The organism is Mesorhizobium shonense (assembly GCF_040545255.1).
Lineage (GTDB): Bacteria > Pseudomonadota > Alphaproteobacteria > Rhizobiales > Rhizobiaceae > Mesorhizobium > Mesorhizobium shonense.
The window spans coordinates 596,170-620,233 of record NZ_JBEPLM010000003.1 but is presented as its reverse complement, the minus strand read 5'-3'; the positions used below and the strand labels follow the sequence as shown (position 1 = coordinate 620,233).

Genomic DNA, 24,064 nt, shown 5'->3' with positions numbered 1-24,064 from the left:
CCCAACTTAGGGATGCGCCTCGAAAGATGTCCGCCGACGCCGAGCCAGCGCCAGTTTCCGCCAAGCCGCCGGTCACGCTGCGCGAGGTGGCGGCCGCGGCCGGCGTCAGCGTGGCGACGGCGTCCAAGGCGCTGAACGGGCAGGGGCGGATGACCGCCGAGACGCGCGAGCGCATTCGCGAGACGGCCCGGCTGCTCGGCTTCCGGCCGAACAGCCTGGCGCAGAGCCTGCTGCGCAAGCGCTCGTTCACCGTCGGCCTGCTCACCAACGATACCTATGGCCGCTTCTCGCTGCCGCTGATGGCCGGCGTTTCCGATGCGCTGGTCGACAATGGCGTGTCGGTGTTCCTGTGCAATGTCGAGGACGACACCCGCCTCGGGCAGCTGCATGTCGAGGCCATGCTCGACAAGCGTGTCGACGGCATCATCGCCACGGGAAAACGCATCGACCGCCATCTGCCGGTCGATCTCTCCCACCTGCGCGTGCCCGTGGTTTACGCCTTCACCCAGCCCGATCCCGGGGCGATCGGCCTCGTTTCCGACGATGCGGGCGGCGCGCGGCTGGCGGTCGAGCATTTTTTGCGGCTCGGGCGCCGCCGCATCGCCCATGTCACCGGCCCGGAGAGCTTTGCGGTGGTGCACACGCGGGCTGAGGCCTACCGGGATGTGCTCGAGAAGCGGGGCTTGCCCGTCGGCGAGCCGCTGCTGGGCGCCTGGTCGGAAGCCTGGGGCCACGAGGCAGTGGCAAAACTGTTCGGCAAGGCGGGCAGGGAAGGCTGGCCGGACGCGATCTTCTGCGGCAACGACCAGATCGCCCGCGGCGTCATCGATGCGCTGCGCGAGCGCGGCATCCGTGTGCCCGACGAAGTCGGCGTCATCGGCTTCGACAATTGGGAGATCGTGGCCGAGGCGACGCGCCCGCCGCTCACCTCGGTCGACATGAATCTTTCGACGCTCGGCCGCGAGGCCGGGCTCGCGCTGCTTTCGCTCGTGGGCGGCCAGCCGGCCGCGCCGGGCATAAGGAAACTGCCGTGCCGGCTGGTGGTGCGTCAGTCATGCGGCCGTCCGCCGGACGGCTGAGACGGGAAAGTCAAGGCCAAGCTGCCCGCACCCGCCGGGTGGCACGGCCAAACTGGGAGGAGAACCATGAGGAGGAATACCGTGAGAACCATGTTTGCCAAGCTGGCGCTTGCCGCGGCCGTGATCGGCGGCGGCCTGCAGGCGGCGTCCGCCGAGACCGCCAACATCTGGGTGCGCGCCGACGGCTCGAACTTCATGCCGCGCATCGTCGATGCCTTCAACAAGGCGCACAAGGACCAGATCAAGCTCGACATCATCCCCAACGCCGAGATCATCCCGAAATATGGCGCAGCCGCCGCCGGCGGCACCGCGCCGGACGCGCTGTCGCTCGACCTGATCTACACGCCGTCCTTCGCCGCCGCCGGCCAATTGGAAGACATCACCGACTGGGCGAAGTCCTTGCCCTATTTTGCGAGCCTCTCGCCGGCGCATGTGAAGACCGGCACCTACAAGGGCCGCATCTATGGCCTGCCGTTCTCGGCCGATAGTTCGGTGCTGATCTGGAACAAGAAGCTGTTCAAGCAGGCCGGGCTCGACCCCGAGAAGGGCCCGACCAACTGGGCCGAGATCGAGGCCGACGCCGAGAAGGTCAACGCGCTCGGCGGCGACATCAAGGGCTTCTACTTCTCCGGCAATTGCGGCGGCTGCAACATCTTCACCTTCACGCCGCTGATCTGGGCCTCGGGCGGCGACATTCTCTCCGAGGACGGCTCGAAGGCGACGCTCGACAGCCCGCAGCTGCGCGGCGCGATCGACCTCTACCGCTCGATGGTGAAGAAGGGCCTGGTGCCCGAGGGCGCGCAGACCGACACCGGCGCCAACTTCTTTGCCGCCTTCGCCGGCGGCAAGATCGGCCTCTCGCCCTCCGGCGCCTTCGCCATCGGCGCGCTCAACACCCAATATCCCGACATCGACTACGGCATCACCTTCCTGCCGGGCAAGGATGGCGGCTGGTCGTCCTTTGCCGGCGGCGATAATTTCGTCGTCACCAAGGGCACCAAGAAGATCGACGTGGTGAAGGAGTTCTTGGACTTCGCCTATTCGCTGGAGGGCCAGACGATCCTCGCCAAATACGGCAGCCTGCCGGTGCGCGGCGACATCGCCAAGGATGCGTTGAAAGACCTCGATCCGCGCTACCAGGTGGCGGCCGAGGCGATGGCCAAGGGCAAGACGCCCTATACGGTTGTGTTCAACGACCTGATCAACTCCGCCAACGGCCCATGGACGCAGATGGTCAACGAGGTGTTCTTCGGCGACGATGTCGACGGCGCGATTTCGAACGCGCAAGAGACCATGCAGTCGATCATCGATCAGGCGCCGAACAAATAACACCAGGGCCAGCCGGCGGCGAGGATCGCGCAACGCCTCGCCGCCAAGGCTCTGACCGGCCGCCCGCCCCGTCTCCCTGGCCGGGCGGCCGGGATATTGCATCGTTGAATGGCAGGATATCGCGTTGAGAAAGCTCACTTCCATTGCCGGTTCGGGGCGTCGGCAAGTTAGCTCCTCCTTCTCCCCTTGTGGGAGAAGGTGGCCGAGCAAAGCTCGGTCGGATGAGGGGTGTTCCAGCTTGGCGATGCGTGTGAAATCGCCGCCCCCTCACTCCGTCGCACACCCCTCATCCGTCTCGGCGCTGCGCGCCGATCCACCTTCTCCCACAAGGGGAGAAGGGGGAGCGAAGCCATGACCGCCATCACCGTAACCTCGGCTCCCGCCCGAACACGTGTCGGCGTCGGCCGCCGGCAATGGGTGGGCCTGCTCTACGTCCTGCCTGCCGTCGCCTTCGTCGTCGTCTTCTTCGTCATCCCGCTCGGCATGACGGCGTGGATGTCGCTCAACAACTGGCCGCTGATGGGCGAGCATGCCTTTGTCGGCCTCGACAATTATTTCGCGATCCTGCGCGACACCCGCTTCTGGAACGCGCTCAAATTCACCTTCTACTACACGGTGATCGTCACCATCGCGATCTTCGCCGTCGCCTTTCCGCTGGCGATCTTCATCGAAAGGCCGCGCCCGCTCACCAATCTCTACCGCACCGCCTTCTTCATGCCGGCGGTGGTGGGCTTTGCTTCCGCAAGCCTGCTCTGGTCGTGGCTCTTGAACGTCGATTCAGGCCTGTTCAGCCCCGCCGCCTTCGACCTCGGCCTGACCGGGAAGAAGGTCAATCTACTCGCCACCTTCCAGCCGGCCTTCTGGTCGATCATCGCCATGGTGGTGTGGAAGGTCGCCGGCTTCACCATGATCATCCTGATGACCGGCCTGCAGTCGATCCCGCAGGATCTGCAGGAGGCCGCCGTCATCGACGGGGCAGGGCCGTTCGCCAGGTTCACGGCGATCACCTTGCCGCTGATGCGCCGCACGCTGGCGCTGGCGCTGATCCTGTCGGTGGCGGGCTCGATCCTCGCTTTCGACCAGTTCTACATCATCCTGCGCGGCGGCCCGCGCAACCAGACGCTGACGGCCGTCTACTGGATCTTCAACCAGTCCTTCGTCTCGTTCAAGCTGGGCTACGGCGCCGCGCTCTCCATGGTGCTGCTGGTCATCCTGGTGGCGCTCAGCCTCATCCAGCTCTGGCTGCTGCGCAAGCCCGAGGGGCTCGACTGATGGCCGAGGCGATGTCGCAGAACCGCAAGGCGGCCTTCAGCCTCGCCAGGCATTCCACCGGCATCGTCGCTTCGGTGCTGTTCCTGGCGCCGATCGTGTGGACCGTGCTGTCGACCTTCAAGCCGGCGCAGGAGGCGCGCCAGCCACCGCTGCCGCCCTGGCCGACCACCGGCTTCTCGATCGAGAATTACCAGACGCTGAACACGTTCGGCGATGGGCTCTGGGCCTCGGCACAGAACAGCATCTATGTCTCGGCGATGACGGTGATCCTGTCGGTGCTGGTCAGCGTGCTCGCCGGCTACGGCTTCTCACGCTTCCGCTTTCCGTTCCGGGATTTCTTCTTCGTCCTCATCCTGTCGACGATCATGATCCCGTTCCAGTCGATCCTGACGCCGATCTTCCTGGTGCTGACAAGGCTCGGCCTGCACAACACGCTGACGGGGCTGGTCTGCGTCTACGTCACGCTGCAGCTTCCCTTCTCGATCTTCATGATGCGCAACGCCTTCGACGCCGTGCCGCGCGAGATCGAGGAGGCGGCGCGCATGGACGGTGCCAACAACGTCACCATGCTGGTGAAGGTGATGCTGCCGCTGGTATGGCCGGGCGTCGTCACCATCGCGCTGTTCGCCTTCCTCGGCGCCTGGAACGAGTTCCTGGCAGCGCTCGTGCTGATGACCGACCAGTCCAAATTCACCCTGCCGGTGATGATGACCGCGCTTCAGTCCGGCCGCTTCGGCGCCATCGATTGGGGCGCCGTGCAGGCGGGCGTCACCGTGATGATGGTGCCCTGCCTGATCCTGTTCTTGGCGCTGCAGCGCTTCTACATCCGCGGCCTGATGGCCGGGGCCGTCAAGTGATTTCCCGCATTTGAATGGAGTGACGTTCATGACCGCACCGCAACCCCCCGCCTCAACCAAGGCGGAGACATCCGCGAAGCTCGCCTTCCGGCCGTTGCCTGTGCCGCAGGTCGATGTCCGCGGCTTCTGGGGCGACCGGGTCGATGCGGTTGCCGCCAAGACCGCCGGCATCCTTTACGACCGCTGCGTCGAGGCGCGCATGCTGGAGCAGATCGATCCGGACCGGCCGTCGCCGGGCGTCGTCATTCCTTTTCATTCGCCGTCGCCGGACGAGGCCGACGCGCAGGGCGCCGAGTTCACCGGTTCGACGGTGACGACGCAGATGTTCTGGGATTCCGACTGGGGCAAGACCATCGAGACCGCCGCCTATTCGCTCTACCGCCGCCGCAACCCCGACCTGGAGAAGAAGATCGACGCCGTCATCGACATGTACGGCAAGCTGCAGCAGCCCGACGGCTATCTTTCGAGCTGGTACCAGCGCATCCAGCCCGGCCTGCGCTGGACCAACCTGCGCGACTGCCACGAGCTCTATTGCGCCGGCCACCTGATCGAGGGCGCGGTCGCCTATTACCAGGCCACGGGAAAACGCAAGCTGCTCGATATCATGTGCCGCTACGCCGATCACATCGCCTCGATGTTCGGCCCCGAGCCCGGCAAGCGGAAAGGCTATTGCGGCCATGAGGAGATCGAGCTGGCGCTGGTCAAGCTGGCGCGAGCGACCGGCGAGAACAAATACATGGAGCTGGCCAAATATTTTATCGACCAGCGCGGCCAGCAGCCGCATTATTTCGACGAGGAGGCCCGTGCCCGCGGCGCCGACCCGAAGGCCTATCACTTCAAGACTTACGAATACAACCAGTCGCACAAGCCGGTGCGCGAGCAAGACAAGGTGGTCGGCCACGCGGTCAGGGCGATGTATCTTTATTCCGGCATGGCCGACATCGCCACCGAATATGGCGACGACACGCTGAAGGTCGCGCTCGAGCGGCTGTGGGACGATCTTACGACGAAAAGCCTCTATGTCACCGGCGGCCTCGGGCCGTCGGCGCACAATGAAGGCTTCACCAGCGACTACGACCTGCCCAACGAAACCGCCTATGCCGAGACCTGCGCCTCGGTAGGCTTGGTGTTCTGGGCGAGCCGCATGCTCGGCATGGGGCCGAACGCGCGCTACGCCGATATGATGGAGCGCGCCCTCTACAACGGTTCGATCTCGGGCCTCTCGCTCGACGGCTCATTGTTTTTCTATGAGAACCCGCTGGAGAGCCGCGGCGGCCACCATCGCTGGAAATGGCACCGCTGCCCGTGCTGTCCGCCCAATATCGGCCGCATGGTGGCGTCGATCGGCAGCTATTTCTACGGCCTTGCCGACGATGCGCTGGCGGTCCATCTCTACGGCGACTCGACGGCCCGTTTCGAGATAGCCGGTCGGCCGGTCAGCCTTGTCCAGACCAGCAATTACCCCTGGGATGGCGCGGTCGCGATCGAGATCGAGGCCGAGACGCCGATTGCGCTGACGCTCTACCTGCGCGTTCCCGCATGGTGCCGCAACGCGGCGCTCAAGGTGAACGGCAAGATGGTCGACCTCGATGCTGCGACCATCGACGGTTACGCCGCGATCCGGCGCGAATGGCGCCGGGGCGACCGGGTCGAGCTCGACCTCGAAATGTCGATGGCCCGCCTCTTCGCCAACCCGCAAGTGCGCCAGGACATCGGCCGCGTCGCGCTGGCGCGCGGGCCGCTGATTTATTGCGTCGAGGAAACCGACAATGGCGGTGGGCTGCACTGCATCGCACTACCGCGCGAGGCCAAGTTGGAGGCACATTCCGAGCCGAACCTGCTCGGTGGCATCGTCACGCTCTCGGCCATCGGCAGCCGGGCCGAGACGGAAAACTGGGGCAGCGATCTCTACCGCGCCAAGCCGCCGGCCGCCGAGGAGACGAAGCTCAAGGCCGTTCCCTATTTCGCCTGGGACAATCGCGATCCCGGCGAGATGCTGGTCTGGCTGAGGGAAGGGTGAGGGCCGCCGGCGCCGCGGCCGCATCGGGCGCGGTCCGGTGCGCCCGATAAAGCCGTGGCGGTGCACGCCTATTGATTGCCTGTTGCCGCGATGTGCGTGTCGACGTTCATGCTCACTTCCGTCACCAGCTTGCGGCGAAGGGCCGTGACGTAGTCGTGCGGTCCCTTGGGCGACATCACGAAGGCTTGTGAGCCGCCGATGACGGACTGCGCAAAGTAGGAAGCCAGCGGCTGCTTCGGGTCCTCGTCGTCCGCCGGAATGGCGATCGCGTTGATGGTGTATCCCTTGGCAATGGCGTTCTGCCGGCTCGGCTGAACGGGCAGCCCGTCATTGTTCTCGCCGTTGGAAGAGATGTCGATCACCTTCTTCATCGCATTGCCCGGAAACCGGTCGAGCAGAAGGCTTCCGACGTCGATGGCCGCCGAGACCGATGTTCCGCCGCGGCCTCGACGGAGATAGCCGGTGTCGCCGTTCGTCCTGATCACCGACGCGGCTGTCTTGGCATCTTCCAGCCCGCAGATGCGTGTCCACGGCAGCACGGTGCGCGAGTAGCCGGGGCTCGACCATTCGAAATAGGCCACGCCGATACAGCCCAGGTAGTTCTGGGAGATGGCCCTGATAATCTCGGGTGAGGTGAGCGCCGCTGCATGTCCCTCGCGCTGCAGATCGGCGATCTTGGGGTCGATCGAAGAGGAGAAATCGACCGCGAATGCGATCGCGACGTCGACGTTCAGCGTCGCGACATCGACATTGGCGGCATGCGCGGTCGGCGCCAAAAACGCCGCGACGGCGAGCGCCGCCAGTCTCGGCAAGGCCAGTTTCGGCAAGGAGCCGGCACGCTTCCCCGGCCCGGCGTCAAGCCGGGAGCCTGGTTCACTGTGAAGTCGTTCGAACATTCTACCCTCCATCTCAACGACAGCTCGGTTTCGGCTGGCAGGCGAGTGCGGCGCATCACCGGCAAGGATCATGGAACGCCTCCTCGTGAGCAGGATTGGTGGCGGCGGGCCAGCCGGCCGGTGCGCCTGCAAAGGCGCGGGCTCTCGCGTCGGAGGCGCCGGCGTCGGGTCGCGAGGTGAGGCGCACCGGCGCTCGGGTCGATATCGCGACCGACAGGATCGAAGCGAGGATGATCACCGCACCCAGCGCTCCCACCGCCGAGCACTGTTCGCCGAGGAAGATCGCCGCGCCCATGGCGCCGAAGACGCTTTCGGCGCTGACGATCACGGCGGCGAGGCTGGCTGATGTGAAGCGCAGGGCGGCGATCTGTATGCCGAAAGCGACCGCTGTGGAGAGCACCCCGAGCACCACCAGTTCGGGGCCAGCCTCGGAAGCCGCCGCGAATGACAGGTTGCCTTGCATCGCCCCGAGCGGAAGCGCGAGCGCGGCGACGGCGAGGAACTGCGCGGCCGCTGCCGTGAAGGGACGGGCATGGGTCTGCATGTGCCGCTCGAGCTCGACCGCCCAGAGCGCATAGGAGCCGGCCGACAGGAGGGCGGTGATGTCGCCGCCGCCGAGACCGGCAATCCCACCTGAAAGAAACAGGCAACCGACGACGGTCGATCCGGCGGCAAGTATGAGGCCTGTCGTCGGACGTTCGCCCATGAGCAGCCAGGCGGCCAGCGGCGTTATCACTGTTGCCGTGCTTATCAGGAAACTTGCATTGGTGACGGTGGCGCCGAGGTAGCAGAGCTGCTGCAGCATGATGGAGACGGCAAACAGCACGACCACTCGGATGAGGCTGGAAAAATGGACATCGCCGGCAGGCAGCCGCCTTTCAGTCAAGACGAACGGCAGCACAAGCAGCCCACCGATCAGGCAGCGCAGGCCAACCGCGCTCAATGCATCGAGATGATCGAGCACCGTCTTTTGCGCCACGTTGCCGAAGCCCCACAGCGCGGCGGCAAACAGGAGCAGCAAGTTGGCTGTGAGCTTCGACATCCGCCGCACCCCCGGACCGGAAACCTGTGGCAGGTTTCAGTCATCCCTAATTCAGCGAAGCCTAATTGATGTATCGTCACGGCAGCGCTTGGGGGTGGGGCTGCGGAGTTTCCGTTGCGTTAGTTTTGAGTTAGAATTTCGTCATTCTGAAAAGCTGTTCAAGCAAATGCGAAATGGGGCAGGCGTCGCCGGCAGTAAAGTCTCACTCTTCGGTGGTTTCCAGATTGAAAAGGAAGCCGGGGGTCCCGTCTGGCTGACCGGAAAGCGAGGTTCAGCGATCCTCGCCTATCTCGCCCGCTGTCCGGGCATGGCGGCACCACGGGAGCGGCTGGCTGACCTCTTGTGGAGCGATAGCGACAGCGAGCACTCGCGCAACAGTCTGCGGCAAACGCTCAGCGTCCTGCGCCGGGATCTGTCGCGAGCAGGCATGGATCTCGTCCATTCCCGCAAGGAGCTAATCGGCCTTGCGCCGGGTGCGGTGCGGGTTGACGTGGAGGATTTTGAGACGGGTCTGCTGGCCCGTTCCGCCCAGGAACTCCAAACGGCCCTAGCACTTTACACCGGTCCATTTCTCGACGGTTTTTACCTGGGCAGCAATGCTTTTGATGATTGGGCGGCATCGGAGCGCGAAAGGCTGCTCGGCCGTGCGCTTGAGTCCTTTGAGAAGCTCGCCCGCCTCGTGGACGCCGAAAGTGGACTGGTCGTGGCCGATCGAATTCTGGCCATGGAACCGACGCGAGAGGAATCCTATCGGCTGAAAATGGAACTGCTCATTGCCTGCGGCCGGCGGGACAAGGCCCTGCGAACCTTCGAGGCTTGCAGAAGCGTGCTGAAGAAGGAATTCGGTGTCGACGTCGGCCCGGAGACACGAGCGCTCTGGCAATCCATCTCTGCTGCCGATGCCTCGTCGAGTCAGCAATCGGCAAATAGCGTTGCTGCCGTTCAGCGTCTCGGCCGTCCATCCATCGGGGTCGCCGAGTTCGTGAATCTGACGGGCGAGCGCGGCGACGATTTTTTCGCCAAGGGTCTGGTCCATGACATAACCACGGCGCTTTCCGAGGTGGCCGACTACGTCGTGCTCTCAGGGCTCCCGCCGCTTAAGGAGGACGGCAAGGAATCCAAGGCGTCGGCAGCCCCGCGGGCCCGCTACATGCTAAACGGCAGCATCCAGAGGTCCGGGGACGAACTGAGGGTGAACGTTCAGTTGGTAGACGCTGCCGATGGCCACAATGTCTGGGCGCAGAAATTCGATGGCCACTCGGAGGATGCGCTCGAATTCCAGGACAGGATCGCGCAGGCAGTTGTGCTGGCGGTCAGCCTCGAGCTTCAACTGACCAACTGGAAGGTCCGCGACAAGAGCCCGGCGGGCACCCCCGAAGTGCGCAGGTTGGTGAATGAAGCTCTGATGAAGTACTTCGAGATGACCCGGGACTCGCTCCTGGTGTCGAAGGAACTCGCCGAGAAGGCCCTGTCGATTGCGCCCGAAAATGCTCGGGCAAAGCGGACACTGTCCATCGCGACGACCATGGGCCTTGCATTCGGCGCGCTGCCAGGCAAGCGGGAGCATGTCGACAACGCGATCCGGCTTGCCGAGGACGCGGTAAGGGCCGTGCCGGACGATGAAATCGCCCGCTGCATCCTGTCGTTTGCCTATTTGCGCGATGGCCGGATCGACGAGGCGATCGTCGAATGCCGTCATGCGGTCAGCCTCAACCCGAGCTATCCGAGCGGCCACGGTGATCTCGGCGAGCTCTACGGCCTGCGTGGCCAGGTGAGCGAGGCGCTGCGCGAGGCCAATGAAGCGATACGGCTCGGCGCGCTCGACGTCATCGACTTCTGGCGCCATCATGGTCTGGCCGTGGCGCTCTTCGCCGGCGGCGACGACCGCCGGGCGCTCGAAGTCGCCCGCAGGGTGGTGAGGACAAAGCCGGGTTTCGTCCGCGGCGCCCTTTATTGGGCGGCCGCGGCTTCGGCGACCGGAAACAATGAAGAAGCCTCACGCGCCATCCATCATTGCCTGTCGCAACTGCCCCATCTCAACCTCGAAAATGTCTGCCCAGGGTTCCTGCCGCGCTACGTGCGGGACGATCATCACGCCCGGTTCCTCGAAATGCTGGCGAGAGCCGGCCTTCCCAATTCCTAGGGCGCGCCAGCATCGCGCTCATCCTCGAGCGCGGCCCGCACAAGTGCGTTTGCCGCCCACAACGACAGGGCTTCGCCCTCTGCGGCGCCGAGGCCGCAGACATCACGCTGGACGATCAGTGCCTCCCAGCCGATCACCATGGCAAGCGCGCCGACGAGCCGGTTCCAGCGCTTCGGGTCCAACCGATCCCGCAACGGCGACAAAGCGGACTCGATCCATTCGACCCGGCGATAGCCGCGGCGCGGCATGCCCTCCGCCGGCGGTTCTCCATCGACCGTGAGCTTGATCAGCGAGCGGCCGAGCTTTTCGATCTCGGGACTGACGTGATGCAGCGCGCGGACCAGATGCTCCACGCGGGCCTCGCCATCGTCGCTCGCCTGCTCGATGGCGCGATCGACCGACGCTTGGGCGAGCGCGCCGACGGTCGCGTCGAGCAGCAACTGATCGAAGCTCGGGAAGTAGAGATAGACGGTTCGCCGCGAGACGTCCGCCGCGGTGGCGACGTCGTTTACGGTTGGCGTCTCGCCGCGGGCGAGCAGCGCGATCGCCGCATCGACGATCGCTTTGCGGGTGCGACGCTTCTGTGCGGCGCGGGGGTGCGGATTGACATTCATACGAGCTGAGTATACCGAAGTGCATTAATTGCACAAGAGTGCAATATGATATCAGACTCTTTGAAAGGGGGCTTTCATGACAATCTCCAACCAAACCGCCGCCGAAGCCAGTTTCCTGGGGCCGGGCGAGGGAGAAGCAATCTGGTTTCTGAGGAACCGCATGACGGTAAAGGCCACCGAGGCCAGTACCGGAGGCGGCTTCGGCCTGCTGGAATCGCTCATCGCGCCGGGTTTCTCGCCGCCGCTGCATATCCATCGCTGTGAGGACGAGTCCTTCTACGTGCTAGAGGGGGAATTGACGATGAAATGCGGCGATCGCACCTTCCGGGCGACCGCGGGCTCATTCGTGTTCCTGCCGAGAAACGTTCCCCACACATTCGTGGTCGAAGGCGACAAGCCTGTGCGGATGCTGACGCTGCTGACGCCTGGCGGTGGTGAAGGGGTTTTCATCGACGGCGGACGGCCGGCCGAGGCGGAAGGATTACCGCCGGCGACGCCGCCCGACATCGAGGCCTTGAAGCGTGTGAGCGCCCGCTATGGGGCCGAAATCGTCGGGCCGCCGATGGCACCTACGGCCAGCCATGCAGCGGCCGGCGCTTAGAGCATTTTGCAGCCAAGTCGATCACTTGGCGTCGCAGAAAATGCCGCTAAAGCAAACAGATAGAGCGGGATGCTACCTTCATTACGTATGCATCCCGCTCTAGACGTGAACTCATTGACGGGCAGAAGCGCCAGGACGTGAGATAGCGCGAGCGGGGGGTCGATTTTTCGAATAAAGTTCTCTTTCCGATCATCTGAGGGCGCTAAGATGTTAGCCTCTGACCTTGAGAAATTTATCGAGCAGGATCATCTCGCTTTAGATGCCTTTGTGAAGGGCGATCCTGAACCTCTGAAAGCTCTCTATTCGCGACGGGATGACGTCATTATCGCTAATCCGTTCGGGCCGCCGGCGAAGGGGTGGGAAAAGGCCGCCGCGACCATGGAACGGGCTGCCACCAATTACCGGGACGGCGAGGCCACCGGCTTTGAGCGCATCTCCGAGTACGCGACGGCGGACTTGGGATACACCATCGAGATCGAGCGGTTCCGATCCAAAGTCGGTGGTGGCGACAAACTGGTGCCGATTGCGCTTCGGGTCACCACCATATTCCGGCGGGAAGAAGGCGCGTGGAGGATCGTCCTTCGTCATGCCGATCCGATAACCTCAGCCCGCCCGCCGGCGTCCATAGTCGGAGAGTAGATGGGTTGCCGGACCCGTCTGGGTCTTACTCGATGAGAGCCGCAGTTTGCGCCTCTACCTTGCTACAGATGCACGAACGCGGTCAGCGGCAAATGATCGGAGGCGACCCGCGAGAGGGGCGTGTCATGCGCTTCCACGGCTGAGACCATGCCGTTCCAAAGGATCGCTACTTCGACGCTTGTTGCCCCGCCGACCTCTCAAATCACCTCCACCGCCGCCGCGAACACGTATCCGGCGCCGCGTTCGGTAATGATGAGCTTCGGCTCGCTCGGGTTGGCTTCCAGCTTGCGGCGCAGGCGCAGGATCTGCACGTCGATACTGCGGTCGAACACCTCCTCGTCGTGTATCCTGCTTGCGGCAAGAAGCTGCTCGCGGCTGAGGATCTGCTGCGGCGACTGCAGGAATGCCGCCAACAGGTTGAACTCGCCCGCGGTCAGCGGCGTCGCCTCGCTCGCAGGCGACGTCAGGCGGCGCGTGCGCATGTCGAGTTCCCACCTGGCAAAGCGGTAGCGTTTATGCTTCTTGCCGCGCGCATGCCGTTGCGTCGTCGCGCCCGACCGCCTCAACACGGCGCGAACGCGCGCTAGCAGTTCCCTGAGGCTGAAGGGCTTGGTTATGTAGTCGTCCGCCCCAAGTTCCAGGCCGACGACGCGATCCACCTCGTCACGCCTGTGGCCGGTGATGATGATGATGGGCGCTTCCGGCGGGCTGCCGAGTTTCCGCATGATGTCGAACCCATCCTCGTCGGCAAGCTTCATGTCGAGGATCATCAAGTCGACGGTCCTTTCGTGGAGGACGCGCGACATCGCCCGGCCGTCGGCGACGGCGCTGACCCTGAAGTTCTCGCCCTCGAGGTAGTTGGCGAGCATGGCGCGCATGTCGGGGTCGTCGTCGACGACAAGGATATGCCGTCCCGCCGCTCCCGACTTTATCCTGCCCTCTGCCTGTTCTTCGAGACGCGTGTTCCGTTCGGCTGGCATGTCGCACCGTCCGCAAGCATGGAACCCATGGCCTGGCCGTTGCTTTTATAGAACGTCATTAAACATCGATTTTCGGCGATTTATTGGTAAGCGCCGATGATCTACTTGGCCCGCCCGAAGGCTCATTCGATGGCGCATAAGCAGACTGGTAAGGTTCGGGCGGGGCTTTTGGTTCCGCTCTGCCTGGCAATGGCCGCCCCTTTTGCATGGATCCAGGGCGGTCGGCCCGCTCCCGAGGCAACTGAGCCGATCGCTCCGCTGGCGGACGCTCAAGCTTCCGACCCTGCCAGGGTCGCGCTTGGCGAAAGCCTCTTCAACGATCCCCGGCTCTCGCATGGCGACCGGCTCACCTGCAGTTCCTGTCACCGGCTCGATCTCGGCGGCGACGACGGCCAGGCTCGCTCCGTGGCGCAGGATGGCGGCCGGCTCGATTTCAACGCGCCGACGGTTTTCAACGCCGCACTCGATTTCCGGCTGAACTGGCGCGGCAATTTTCGCTCCTTCGAGGAGCAGAACGAGGCGGCCCTGCTCGACAGGAGGCTGATGAATACGAGCTGGGAGGAAGTATTGGCGAAACTGCGCTCGGACCCCGGCTATTCCGAGCGGTTCGCGAAGCTCTACGGCGCCGCCCCTGCACGGACTGATGTCCTCGACGCCCTGGCCGTCTTTCAGCGCTCGCTAATCACGCCCGATGCCCGTTTCGATCGCTATCTCAAGGGCGAGCGCAATGCCATCACGCGCGACGAGTCGCAGGGCTATCGGCTGTTCAAGGCCTATGGCTGCGTCGCCTGCCACCAGGGCGTCAACATCGGCGGCAACCTGTTTCAGAAGTTCGGCATCTTCCAGGATCCCTTCGCCGTCCAGAAAACCGTCACGACGGCCGATCTCGGCCGCTTCGCCATCACCGGCGTCGAAGCCGACCGCCACGTGTTCCGCGTTCCGAGCCTGCGCAATGTCGTGGTAACGGCTCCGTATTTTCGCGACGGCCGCACTGCATCCCTTGGCGAAGCGGTGAGGATCATGGCGCGCAACCAGCTCGGCCGGGAGCTCGATCCGCATGATGCCGACCTCATCGTCGAATTCCTCGGCACGTTGACCGGTCGTTATCGCGGGCGCCTATTGACCAGCGCAGCCGAGCGCCCGCAACCATGAAATCGCTCCCCATCCTGGCGCCGGTCGTCGCCTGCCTGCTCATCGTGCTCACTTATCTTCTGGTGCAGGGTGCGGCGCCCGATGCCGCGCGCCACGAGCGTACCCTCGACGCTCTCAGGACCGTCATTCTCTATAACGCCGCGCTCCAGCGCGATGTGCTGAGGGCGCGGACGGGCCTGCTGCACGACTACGACCCGCTCGTCCGCTCGATCGACAGGCTGGACGAGGCGACGCTGGCCCTGCCGGCCGCCCGCGACGTCGCAAGCGGCGATGCGCGGGCGGACATCGACCGTCGCGTGGCCGGGGTCATCGCTGCGGTGCGCGACGAGGAGACGCTTGTCGAGACGTTCAAGTCGGTCAACGCGCTACTGCAGAATTCCCTGAACTATTTCAATTACATGAGCGGTCGGCTTGCGTCCGAGGGCAACGGCCTTCGCACGGTTGAGATCGGAGCCCTGACCATCGCCATGTCGCGGTTCATCGGCGATCCCCAGCCGGAAGAGGCAAAGGCCGTGACCGCCGCGCTCGACCGCCTGGAGCGCCCCTCGATCGACACCGCGCGTGCGGGCGATGTCCAGTCGCTCGGCTCCCACGGCCAGCTCATCGTGTCGAGACTCCCCGAGGTCGATGGTCTCGTCTCGCGCCTGCAGGCCGCGCCGACGGGCGAGCGGGCCCGCGCACTCCAGGACGCCTATCTTGCGGCGCATGGGCGCGTGGCGGCGAGGGCGGCGCTGTTCCAGACGTTGCTCTACATCGCCGCGCTGGTCTTGGTGGGCTATGTGGCCTATCTGCTCGCGCGCCTGCGCCGCAACGCGCAAATCCTGCGCGAGCGGCTGGAATTCGAGCGCCTGATCGCATCGATCTCGTCCCAGTTCATCAACCTGCCGCGCGACCGCATCCGCTCCGATATCGGCGAGGGTCTTGCGCGTCTGGTGGCCCAGTCTGGGCTCGACGGAGCGCAGATCGTCGTCAGCCGCGCGGGCGACGTCGGACCGTCCGGCGGCTATTCCTATCGCCGCCGGGGCGTGGATGTGCCGGCGCGTTCGGCGAACGACATGATCGAACTCGCCTCGCGCTGGACACTCACGGACAACGAGCTGCAGGGCTGCATCTCGGTTCCTCGCGTCGGCGATCTTCCGGATGGCCTGGAGAAGGAGCGCCTTCGGGCCTGGCGGCTTCGATCCTGGCTATGCATTCCGCTGTGGCATAGCGGCGAGCGGCTGGGCTTCCTGGCTCTCGACGCCGTCACCCATGAGAAGCATTGGACCGACGACGACATCGCGCTCTTGCGCACCGCCGCGGAGATTTTCGCCAATGCCATCGCGCGCGAGCGGAGCGAACACGAACGCGAGGCGCTGCAGGCCAGGCTCAACCAGTCGCAGCGGCTGGAAGCGATCGGAACGCTGGCCGGCGGCATAGCGCACGAGTTCAACAACATCCTCGGCGCCATCCTCGGCTACGGCGAGATGGCGCTGGCGGTGCTGCTCAAGGATTCGCGCGCGCGGCGCTATGTCCAGCAGATCATGAAAGCAGGCGAGCGGGCGCAGGACGTCACCGAGCAGATTCTTGCTTTCGGTCGCCGCCGGGAACGGCGGCATCGCGCGCTGACCGCGCAGCCCGTGGTCGCGGAGGCTGTCGACCTGCTGCGCGCCTCGTTCCCCGCCACGCTTTCGGTGGAGACGCATCTTGCCGCCGCCGATGCCGTGATGATGGGCGATCCGACCGAGCTTCAGCAGGTGGTCATGAATCTCGGCGCAAACGCGGGGCAGGCGATGAACGATCGCGGCGTGCTGCGGGTCGATCTCGACACGACGGCTCCTGTGGAGGCCAGCATGCTGTCGCACGGCAATCTGCCTCCCGGCCGCTACATCCGCCTTGCCGTCAGGGACAGCGGCAGCGGCATGGATCAGGCGACGCTCGAGCGCATCTTCGAACCGTTCTTCACCACCAAGCCGGCGGGGCAGGGCACGGGGCTCGGCCTGTCGACGGCGCACGGCATCGTCGCGGCTCACGGCGGCGCGCTGGATGTGGAGAGCAAGGTCGGCGAAGGCACGACGTTCGAGATCTATTTTCCGCGGGTCGAGCGCGCCGCCGAGGATGCGCACAAGGATGAGGCCGCCGACGTTCCGATCCAGTACGGCAGCGGCGAGACGATCCTTGTCGTCGACGACGACAGGCCGCTCATGCAGCTTGCCGAGGAGATGCTGGCCGCACTCGGCTACGAGCCGGTCGGATTCGACCGGACCCCGGCTGCCCTCAACGCGTTCCGCACCGATCCGGAGCGCTTCGACCTGGTGCTGACCGACGAAGTGATGCCTGAGATGACGGGCATCGAGCTCTCCGGCCAATTGCATCGGATCCGGCCGGATCTGCCGGTCGTGCTGATGACCGGTTACGGCCGGCCGCTGAGATCGCGCCAACTGACCGCGGCCGGCATCAGCGAAGTCATCAAGAAGCCGCTGCTGTCGGCCGCGGTCGCGCAATGCCTCGCGCGCCATCTGCATTGACGCCGACAGCGGCCGGCCGGCTGCCATCCCCGTTACGATCGTAACCAAACTCCCGCCTCCTGAAATCAGCCCGTAGCGGGCTTCCCCGACAGTTCCGCCGTGACCTGGGCCGCGATCCGAAACCTCTAGATCAGAAAAAATCGTGGCCGATCAATCAGCTGGAGCCTTATCCCGATTCAATGGATCAGGCCCGGATGCAGGAGGACCGTCATGGATACACGCATCACCGGGGCGACGAAAGCGATGGCGGGAGAGAAGGACGCCGCGGAACTTTCGCCTGAAGGCATCATGCAGCTTGGTCTCGGTTTCTGGGCCTCGAAGACGTTGCTGAGCGCTGTCGAGCTCGGCCTTTTCACTGAGCTGGCCGCCGGACCCCTCGACTGCGAGACGTTGCGAAGCCGGCTCGGACTGCATGAGCGCGGCGCGCGCGACTTCTTCGACGCGCTGCTGGCGCTGCGCATGCTGGAGCGCGACGGCGGCGCCTACCGCAACACCGCCGCGACCGACCGCTACCTCGACTGCAACAAATCGACTTATGTCGGCGGCATGCTCGCCGGCGCAGGGCAACGGCTCTACGCCAACTGGGGCTCGCTCACCGAGGCGCTCAGGACCGGCAAGCCGCAAAACGGCACCGAGGACGGCGAAGACCTCTTCGAGATGCTGTTTTCGGACCCTGAGAAGGTGGCGATGTTCGCCAAGGCGATGACCGGCGGCAGCCTGCAGGCGGCGGAAGCGCTCGCCCGTCGCTTTCCCTGGGCGAACTACGACACTTTCATCGACATCGGCACGGCCGAAGGCAGGCTTCCGGTCGAGGTCGGCCGCCTCCATTCGCATCTCACCGGCGGCGGCTTCGACCTGCCGCCGATGCGGCCGGTGTTCGAGGCCTATGTCGAGCGGCACGCGCTTGGCGGCCGGCTCAGCTTCTATTCCGGCGACTTCCTCGCCGGGCCGCTGCCTTCCGCCGAGGTGTTGGTGATGGGGCATATCCTCCATGACTGGAACCTGGAGGTGAAGCGCAAATTGCTGGCAAAGGCTCATTCGGCGCTGCCGAAGGGCGGCGCGCTCATCGTCTACGATCAGATCATCGATGACGAGCGGCGGGAGAATGCGGCAGGGCTGCTGATGAGCCTCAACATGCTGGTCAATACCAATGGTGGCTTCGACTATACCCGCGCCGAGGGCATCGGCTGGGTACGGGAGGCAGGTTTTGCCGAGGTGCGCTGCGAGCATCTCGCCGGTCCCCATTCGATCATCGTGGGGATCAAATGACGGGCGTCCACCGGGCCGGTCGACGAATAGCAAGCAGAACCTCTCAGCCAAGAGGAGGCATTTCATGGAAAAGAGGCTTAACAATCCTGTCGTAAGCGCCGATGCGCGTGCAGCCGATCCGCGCCCCTACGCGCTGGGCTACTCCAGTCGCGAGATGCAGCGGCTGGAATTGCAGGGCGCATTGATCCGCGACTTTACGCAAGACCTGCTGCGCCGGGCCGGAATTCGGCCGGGCATGCGCGTGCTCGACGTCGGCTGCGGCGTGGGCGATGTGTCGCTGCTTGCCGGGAAGCTGGTCGGCCCTCGCGGCATGGTGCTTGGCGTCGACCGTTCGGCGGAGGCCGTGGACATAGCGGAGCGTCGTGCCGTCGAAACCGGGCAATGCTACTGGACCCGGTTCGCCACGGAAGATCTCGATGCTTTCGCACTCGACGAAACCTTCGATGCCGTGATCGGCCGGCTGGTCCTGATGTATCTGCCCGATCCGCCCGCGACGCTCAGGCGGCTTGCCGGCCATGTCAGGCCGGGCGGCGTCGTCGCCTTCCAGGAGCTGGCCATGCCGCTCACGCGCTGCTTTCCCGAGGGACTGTTGTTCAGCCGGTGCGTCGGCTGGATCTCCGACACTATCGAGCGCGCCGGTTTCGAGGTCGACATGGGCAGCAGGCTGCCGATGACCTTTGCTGCCGCGGGGCTCCCGGCGCCGCAGATGATCTCTGCCGGTCTCGCCGGCAGCGGACCGGCCTCGCCGCTCTACAACTATATCTCGGAAACCCTGCGCAGCCTGTTGCCGATGGCCGAGCGCCTGGGCATTGCGACCGCCGACGAGATCGGGATCGACACCCTGGCCGAACGGCTGTGCCGCGAAGCGGTCGAGCAGCGAGCCTGCGTGATGACGCCGCCTTTCGTCGGCGCATGGACGAATATGCCGGCATGGCAGGAGGCGGCGGGCGCCTGAGCGGCCATCTCCTCTCTGCGAGAAATGCCCTGCAGGTCAGAGATGCACGAATGCGGTCAGCGGCAAATGATCGGAGGCGACCCGCGAGAGGGGCGTGTCATGCGCTTCCACGGCTGAGACCATGCCGTGCCGGTTGCCCATGATACGGTCGAGCGCCAGCATCGGCAGGCCCGACGGAAAGGTGGGCACCGCCGGCGGCGAGGGGCCGAAGGTTGTGTGCAGCGTGTTGAGCGCCGAGCGGTTGCCGAGGCGCCATTCATTGAGATCGCCGAGCAGAAGCGTCGGCCTTTCGTCCACGCTGCTCATGATATCGAGCACGACGCGGGCCTGTTCGGAGCGTGAGCGGCGCAACAGGCCGAGATGGGCCGCGATCACGCGCAGCGTCCGGTGCTCGTCGAGATCGATTTCGGCGACCAGCGCCCCGCGCGGCTCCAGGCCCGGCAGCCTGATCTGGTGGACGTCGCGCACGGTGCCGCGCTTGAACAGAAGCACGTTGCCGCGCCAGCCATGTGCCTTCCCGTTTCCGGTGATCGGTACCGGCACCAGCCCGGTTTCGATTTCGAGGCGGTTGAGGTCGAGCAGCCCGGCGCGGTCGCCGAAGCGGTTGTCGGCCTCCTGCAGGGCGATCACGTCGGGGCTGATTTCGCGGATGACGCGCGCGGTCCGTTCGGGGTCGAATTTGCGGTCGACGCCGATGCATTTGTGGACGTTGTAGGAGGCGACCACCATCTCGGCGCCTTCAGTCCGCTTGCGCGGCGTCGACATCGCCTTGCGTGCTTTTCTGCCGCGGATCGACAGGAGCACGGTCTCCGGAAGGCTGCGTCCGTTTCTGCCCATATGCCTGCTGCTCGTCTTCCTCGTCTATAGATAGGGCGATCCCAACCACAGCAATCGGTCGAAGACACGAATGGCAAACGGGCGGGCCTTCAGCGTCTGCAGCGTCACCGGTTGCGCGCAAGCGATCGCTGCGCCGATACGGGCTTCGATCTCGGTGGCGAAGTCGGCATCCAGAATCTCCATGTCGATCTCGAAATTCAGCCTCAGCGAGCGGGCATCGAGGTTTGACGAGCCGACATAGGCCCAGACGCCGTCGATCGCCATCAGCTTGGAATGGTCGAACGGGCCTTCGTGGCGCCAGACGCGGCAATAGTGCTTCAGCACCTGGTCGAACTGCGCCGTCATGGCGTGGTCGACAAGGAAAAGGTTGTTCACCGCCGGCACGACGATGTCGATCTCGACGCCGCGCCGGCCGGCCGTGGTCAGCGCGCTGATCAGCTCGCGGTCCGGCAGGAAATAGGGCGACATGATGCGGATCGTTTTGCGGGCGACCGAAAACGCCCCCATCATGAGCTTGTGGTTGGTTTCGTTCGAGGCATCCGGCCCCGTCGCCACGGCTCTGACCAGCATCGGCTGGCCGGGCGGCGGCGCGGTTCGTTCGACTTGCCAGACATCGTCCTTCAGCGCTTCGTTGCCGGCGAAGCGCCAGTCCTCGGCGGCGACCGAGAACAGGTCGGCCACCACCGGTCCGGTAACCTCGAAATGCGTATCCCTGGAACTGTCGGAGCCGGCGAATTCGGCCGAGAATCCCTTGCGGATGTTCATGCCTCCCGTGAACGCCACCGTGCCGTCGACGACCAGGATCTTCCTGTGGGTTCTGAGATTGGCATAGGGAAGTCTCAACCCCATGACGATTTTGCCGTTGAAGAGATCGACGGCGACGTTGGCTTCCTTCAGCTGGTGGAGAACGCTGGGCACCGAATAGCGCACGCCGACGGCGTCGATTAGCACGCGCACGGTGACGCCGCGTTTGACCGCTCCGGAGAGCGATTGGACGAACATCTGTCCGACCGCGTCGTTGTCGAAGATATAGGTCTCGAGAAGCACGCTTTTTTGCGCGCCGTCGATCGCCCGGCACATCGCAGCATACGCTTCGTCGCCGGTTTCAAGCGCGGCGATGGTGTTTCCGGAGCTGAGCTGGCGTCGCGCCACCCTGTCGCCCAGCGTCTTCAGCCCGATGAAACGCTGGCCGTATTGGGCGCTGATCAACGCCTCCATGGCCACGTCGCGGTCGTGCCTTGCCTCGGCGGCTTCGCCGGTGACCGGCCGCATGGCGCTGATCGTCGCGCGGCGGATGCGGTTGATGCCGGCGATGGCGTAGATGATCGCGCCGAGGAAGGGCGACAAAAGCATCACGCCGACCCAGCCGGTGGCGGCGCGCACGTCTTCCTTCGTCATGATGGCATGGACGATGCCGACCGCCGCCATCGCCAGGGACAGGGCGAGAATAAGCGTAGACCAGTGACTCGCTATCGTCTGCAACATCGGCCCGACTATTGTGCGGGCGGGCGCGGAAGGCAATGCGGTAGGTCAAGGCGCGCACGATAGGCACGCAGCGGGTTCGGTCCGGAGCGAGAAAGTAGGTGCGGTATGTCCGTTCTGGGCAGTGGAGCTGACATTGTTGAACAGCTTCTGATACTCGCGGATTTCCTGGGCGCGCTGCACGCCCGCTTCGCGCCCATCTCGGTAGTCGAGATAGGCTTTGCCGCCGCCCGAAAAGCGAACATCGTCTGCGACAACACTGTAGGTCATGGTTGCGCCATCACAGGACTTTCGGCGCCGCAATCCTACCTGCCGGCATCGCGAGCAAGTTCAAAAACGGGCGGCGGCGAACGGAACTGGTTGTCGCTGGGTGTTTCATCGCTACATGCATCCGGTCCGCAGAGGGGCGTTCCGCTCCTGGTGAAGCCGCTCTAGGCCACGCCAACGATCGCCCGGCGACGCGCGCCGGCTGGCCAGAATGGATAGCCGCCGGGGTAACGTCCGGCCTGCGGATCAGTGTCTCTGGACGAAAGGAGCACGCGAACTCCCGGAACGGCGTAGAGGCACGGAGTCGACAAACCGGCGCTGGACGTAGCGAATGCCGCGATCCGCGCTATGATCAGGGACCTTGAGGGTCTCGGGCGATCGGAGTTGCAGAACCGAGCCAGAGCCGTTGACGGCGAAAACACATAAGCCGCTACTCCATGTTCGCCCTTTGTGCTTCGAAACTCGCACAAAAGGCAGTGTGGAAATGGCTGAAGGTCGACAGGCCGCGAGACGGTACCAGGGCAAAACTACGCGGTCCTTAGTTCAAACGCCGCAAGACCGAGAAGGCGGCGTCAATCAGCCTTGCCCGCAAAAGCCCAAAACTCGCGGGACCTTCAGCCCGCGCCATCTCGCGAGAGAATATCCAGCGTCGAGCCGCCCCTGCGGAAGCCAGCGCATGTGCAATCTCATGCGCTAGCCGTATATCCACACACCGCGGCCCGGCCGAGATCTGTCAGCTTGCGACGGCGCTGCGCAGCAGCATGAGCTCGCCGATGTTTTCGATGATGATGTAGCCGACCAAACGGCCCTTGGCATCCACCACGCCGACGGCAGGTGCAGCTCCCTTCTTCAGGGGTTCGAGCGCCTTGATGAGCTTCTCATAGTCGTGCACCACCGGGATATTTGCGGCCATTGCCTCGATCACAGGGGTCTGACCGCCGCGCTGCTGCAGGCCGGCGACGAGCCCGTCACGCGTCAGCACGCCGCGCAGCTTGCCGTCACCGTCGACGATCGGGAACTCGTGTTGCGTCGTGCGCAACAGGGCCTGTGCCGCCTCGTCGAGAGTCGCGGTCGCCGGCAGGCTTTCGAACCGGCTGATCATGACGTCACGGACGTTAACGGCACGCGCCGCTGCCTCGAGCCCCATCGCCTGGGTTTCCGCAGTGGCAGCGAGGTAGACGAAGATCGCAACGAATATGAGCAGCACGTTGCCGGCGACGAGACCGATGAAGCCGAAGGCGAAGGCGGCGAACTGGCCAACAGTCCCTGCAATCTCCGTCGCGCGCACGCGGTTGTAGCGCGTGGCGAGCAAGGCGCGCAGCACGCGCCCGCCATCCATCGGAAAGGCCGGAATGAGGTTGAACAGGACCAGCCAGATGTTGACGGCGGCGAGGCGAGCCACGAACGCGACATGCGGGTTATCCATCGACGTCAGCGCGTCGAGACCGACGGTGGTCCCGAGCGCGACGACGAGGAGAAAGGCAATGACGACATTGACCAGCGGGCCGGCGAGCGCCACGACGATCTCTTCCGACGGCTTCTCGGGTAGGCGTTCCAGCTCCGCGACGCCGCCGATCGGCAAGAGCGTGATCTTGGGAGTTCGGATGCCGTAGCGACTAGCGGCAGCGGCGTGGCCGAGCTCATGCAATACCACGCAGGCGAACACTGCGCCGATGAAGCCGACCCCCTTGATCGCAGCCGAGGTTCCACCCTCCTGGAAATAGGCGATGCCTATCCAGGCGAGCAGTAGCAGGAAAGTCAGGTGGATGCGGATCTCGGTGCCGCCGACACGGAGGATCGGGTAGGACCACTGCATGATGTGACTCCGTCGGGTCGGGAAGCAGGCCACGCCCGCCGAGCATGCCCCCGTTTGCAGTCGCGTCAAGTGGCTGGTCATTCGATCGAGCGCATGGCTCCGGCCGCCTGTCGTGCAGAGGATTTCGTAGGATATTCCTCGTGACCTGCTCAACCGCTTCTGATTCCGGCCCCAAGGCAGTGGGGGCGGCCATGCGCCTTCATGTCGGACGCAGGGTGAAGGTGCGCTTCGCCCGAAAGCGGACATCTGGATTGAACCGCTGCGACGTCAGTTCTTGATCCAAAGCCGAAACAGGCGATGCCGGACC

Annotated in this window: 20 protein-coding genes and 1 pseudogene; 13 read left to right on the top strand and 8 right to left on the bottom strand. The window is 64.7% G+C overall.

What is annotated here, in order from left to right; translation table 11 throughout:
- Positions 1–26: 26 nt before the first annotated feature.
- From ABID26_RS12490 to ABID26_RS12470, 5 genes are all read left to right on the top strand, one after another.
- A complete protein-coding gene (locus ABID26_RS12490; protein ID WP_292304116.1) occupies positions 27–1,079 on the top strand; it encodes a LacI family DNA-binding transcriptional regulator in 1,053 nt (350 codons plus the stop codon).
- Positions 1,080–1,145: 66 nt separating this feature from the next.
- Positions 1,146–2,408, top strand: a complete 1,263-nt coding sequence (locus tag ABID26_RS12485; RefSeq protein WP_459077266.1) for an ABC transporter substrate-binding protein — start codon at positions 1,146–1,148, stop codon at positions 2,406–2,408.
- A 351-nt stretch (positions 2,409–2,759) separates the two neighbouring features.
- Complete coding sequence (locus ABID26_RS12480) at positions 2,760–3,680, top strand: carbohydrate ABC transporter permease (protein WP_292304645.1); 921 nt, start codon at positions 2,760–2,762, stop codon at positions 3,678–3,680.
- On the top strand, positions 3,680–4,537 hold the full coding sequence (locus ABID26_RS12475) for a carbohydrate ABC transporter permease (RefSeq protein WP_292304644.1): 858 nt from the start codon (positions 3,680–3,682) through the stop codon (positions 4,535–4,537). Before ABID26_RS12480 ends, ABID26_RS12475 begins: the two co-directional genes overlap by 1 nt.
- A 28-nt stretch (positions 4,538–4,565) precedes the next feature.
- Complete coding sequence (locus tag ABID26_RS12470) at positions 4,566–6,557, top strand: glycoside hydrolase family 127 protein (RefSeq protein ID WP_292343755.1); 1,992 nt, start codon at positions 4,566–4,568, stop codon at positions 6,555–6,557.
- A gap of 68 nt (positions 6,558–6,625) precedes the next feature.
- Here the strand turns inward: ABID26_RS12470 and ABID26_RS12465 are convergent, their stop codons facing one another.
- Together ABID26_RS12465 and ABID26_RS12460 are read right to left on the bottom strand one after the other, a co-directional pair.
- A complete protein-coding gene (locus ABID26_RS12465) occupies positions 6,626–7,453 on the bottom strand; it encodes a DUF1194 domain-containing protein (RefSeq protein WP_292343753.1) in 828 nt (275 codons plus the stop codon).
- Positions 7,454–7,508: 55 nt separating this feature from the next.
- Entirely contained in the window at positions 7,509–8,495 is a 987-nt protein-coding gene (locus tag ABID26_RS12460) for a DMT family transporter (protein ID WP_292343751.1), read from the bottom strand.
- A 166-nt stretch (positions 8,496–8,661) separates the two neighbouring features.
- Between ABID26_RS12460 and ABID26_RS12455 the strand changes: the two genes are divergently transcribed.
- Positions 8,662–10,638: a BTAD domain-containing putative transcriptional regulator gene (locus tag ABID26_RS12455; protein ID WP_126102730.1), complete on the top strand. Its 1,977-nt coding sequence runs from the start codon at positions 8,662–8,664 to the stop codon at positions 10,636–10,638.
- On the opposite strand, the gene ABID26_RS12450 is transcribed toward ABID26_RS12455, so the two are convergent.
- Positions 10,635–11,252: a TetR/AcrR family transcriptional regulator gene (locus ABID26_RS12450; RefSeq protein ID WP_292304642.1), complete on the bottom strand. Its 618-nt coding sequence runs from the start codon at positions 11,250–11,252 to the stop codon at positions 10,635–10,637. The two genes, ABID26_RS12455 and ABID26_RS12450, sit on opposite strands and share 4 nt — an antisense overlap.
- Positions 11,253–11,328: 76 nt before the next feature.
- On the opposite strand from ABID26_RS12450, the gene ABID26_RS12445 reads away from it, so the two are divergent.
- Together ABID26_RS12445 and ABID26_RS12440 are read left to right on the top strand one after the other, a co-directional pair.
- On the top strand, positions 11,329–11,853 hold the full coding sequence (locus ABID26_RS12445) for a quercetin 2,3-dioxygenase (protein WP_126100591.1): 525 nt from the start codon (positions 11,329–11,331) through the stop codon (positions 11,851–11,853).
- Positions 11,854–12,060: 207 nt separating this feature from the next.
- On the top strand, positions 12,061–12,492 hold the full coding sequence (locus tag ABID26_RS12440) for a YybH family protein (RefSeq protein ID WP_126100590.1): 432 nt from the start codon (positions 12,061–12,063) through the stop codon (positions 12,490–12,492).
- Between the two features lie 62 nt (positions 12,493–12,554).
- Here the strand turns inward: ABID26_RS12440 and ABID26_RS12435 are convergent.
- Positions 12,555–12,647 (bottom strand): annotated as a pseudogene (locus ABID26_RS12435) (endonuclease/exonuclease/phosphatase family protein); the annotation flags it as partial.
- A 42-nt stretch (positions 12,648–12,689) separates the two neighbouring features.
- The gene (locus ABID26_RS12430; RefSeq protein WP_292304935.1) at positions 12,690–13,472 is read right to left on the bottom strand and encodes a response regulator; all 783 of its coding nucleotides are present in this window, start codon (positions 13,470–13,472) and stop codon (positions 12,690–12,692) included.
- 96 nt (positions 13,473–13,568) lie between these two features.
- Here ABID26_RS12430 and ABID26_RS12425 point away from each other — a divergent pair, with 96 nt between their 5' ends.
- The 4 genes from ABID26_RS12425 to ABID26_RS12410 all read left to right on the top strand — a co-directional run bounded on the left by ABID26_RS12425 (position 13,569) and on the right by ABID26_RS12410 (position 19,355).
- Positions 13,569–14,624 carry a cytochrome-c peroxidase gene (locus tag ABID26_RS12425; protein WP_354415564.1) on the top strand — a complete coding sequence of 352 codons (1,056 nt, stop codon included), beginning with the start codon at positions 13,569–13,571 and terminating at the stop codon, positions 14,622–14,624.
- Positions 14,621–17,131 carry a two-component system VirA-like sensor kinase gene (locus tag ABID26_RS12420; RefSeq protein WP_292343748.1) on the top strand — a complete coding sequence of 837 codons (2,511 nt, stop codon included), beginning with the start codon at positions 14,621–14,623 and terminating at the stop codon, positions 17,129–17,131. The genes ABID26_RS12425 and ABID26_RS12420 overlap by 4 nt, the downstream gene beginning before the upstream one ends.
- Positions 17,132–17,341: 210 nt before the next feature.
- On the top strand, positions 17,342–18,400 hold the full coding sequence (locus ABID26_RS12415; RefSeq protein WP_292303150.1) for a methyltransferase: 1,059 nt from the start codon (positions 17,342–17,344) through the stop codon (positions 18,398–18,400).
- Positions 18,401–18,464: 64 nt separating this feature from the next.
- Positions 18,465–19,355: a class I SAM-dependent methyltransferase gene (locus ABID26_RS12410; protein ID WP_292303151.1), complete on the top strand. Its 891-nt coding sequence runs from the start codon at positions 18,465–18,467 to the stop codon at positions 19,353–19,355.
- A gap of 36 nt (positions 19,356–19,391) precedes the next feature.
- Here the strand turns inward: ABID26_RS12410 and ABID26_RS12405 are convergent, their stop codons facing one another.
- Together ABID26_RS12405 and ABID26_RS12400 are read right to left on the bottom strand one after the other, a co-directional pair.
- A complete protein-coding gene (locus tag ABID26_RS12405; RefSeq protein ID WP_126100589.1) occupies positions 19,392–20,192 on the bottom strand; it encodes an endonuclease/exonuclease/phosphatase family protein in 801 nt (266 codons plus the stop codon).
- Between the two features lie 24 nt (positions 20,193–20,216).
- Positions 20,217–21,677 carry a phospholipase D-like domain-containing protein gene (locus ABID26_RS12400; RefSeq protein ID WP_292303152.1) on the bottom strand — a complete coding sequence of 487 codons (1,461 nt, stop codon included), beginning with the start codon at positions 21,675–21,677 and terminating at the stop codon, positions 20,217–20,219.
- A gap of 105 nt (positions 21,678–21,782) precedes the next feature.
- On the opposite strand from ABID26_RS12400, the gene ABID26_RS12395 reads away from it, so the two are divergent.
- Positions 21,783–22,109, top strand: coding sequence for a hypothetical protein (locus ABID26_RS12395; protein WP_292303153.1), 327 nt, complete (start codon positions 21,783–21,785; stop codon positions 22,107–22,109).
- 565 nt (positions 22,110–22,674) lie between these two features.
- Here ABID26_RS12395 and ABID26_RS12390 read toward each other — a convergent pair.
- Positions 22,675–23,757 (bottom strand): site-2 protease family protein, encoded by a 1,083-nt coding sequence (locus tag ABID26_RS12390; protein WP_292303154.1) that lies wholly within the window; start codon positions 23,755–23,757, stop codon positions 22,675–22,677.
- Between the last annotated feature and the right edge of the window lie 307 nt (positions 23,758–24,064).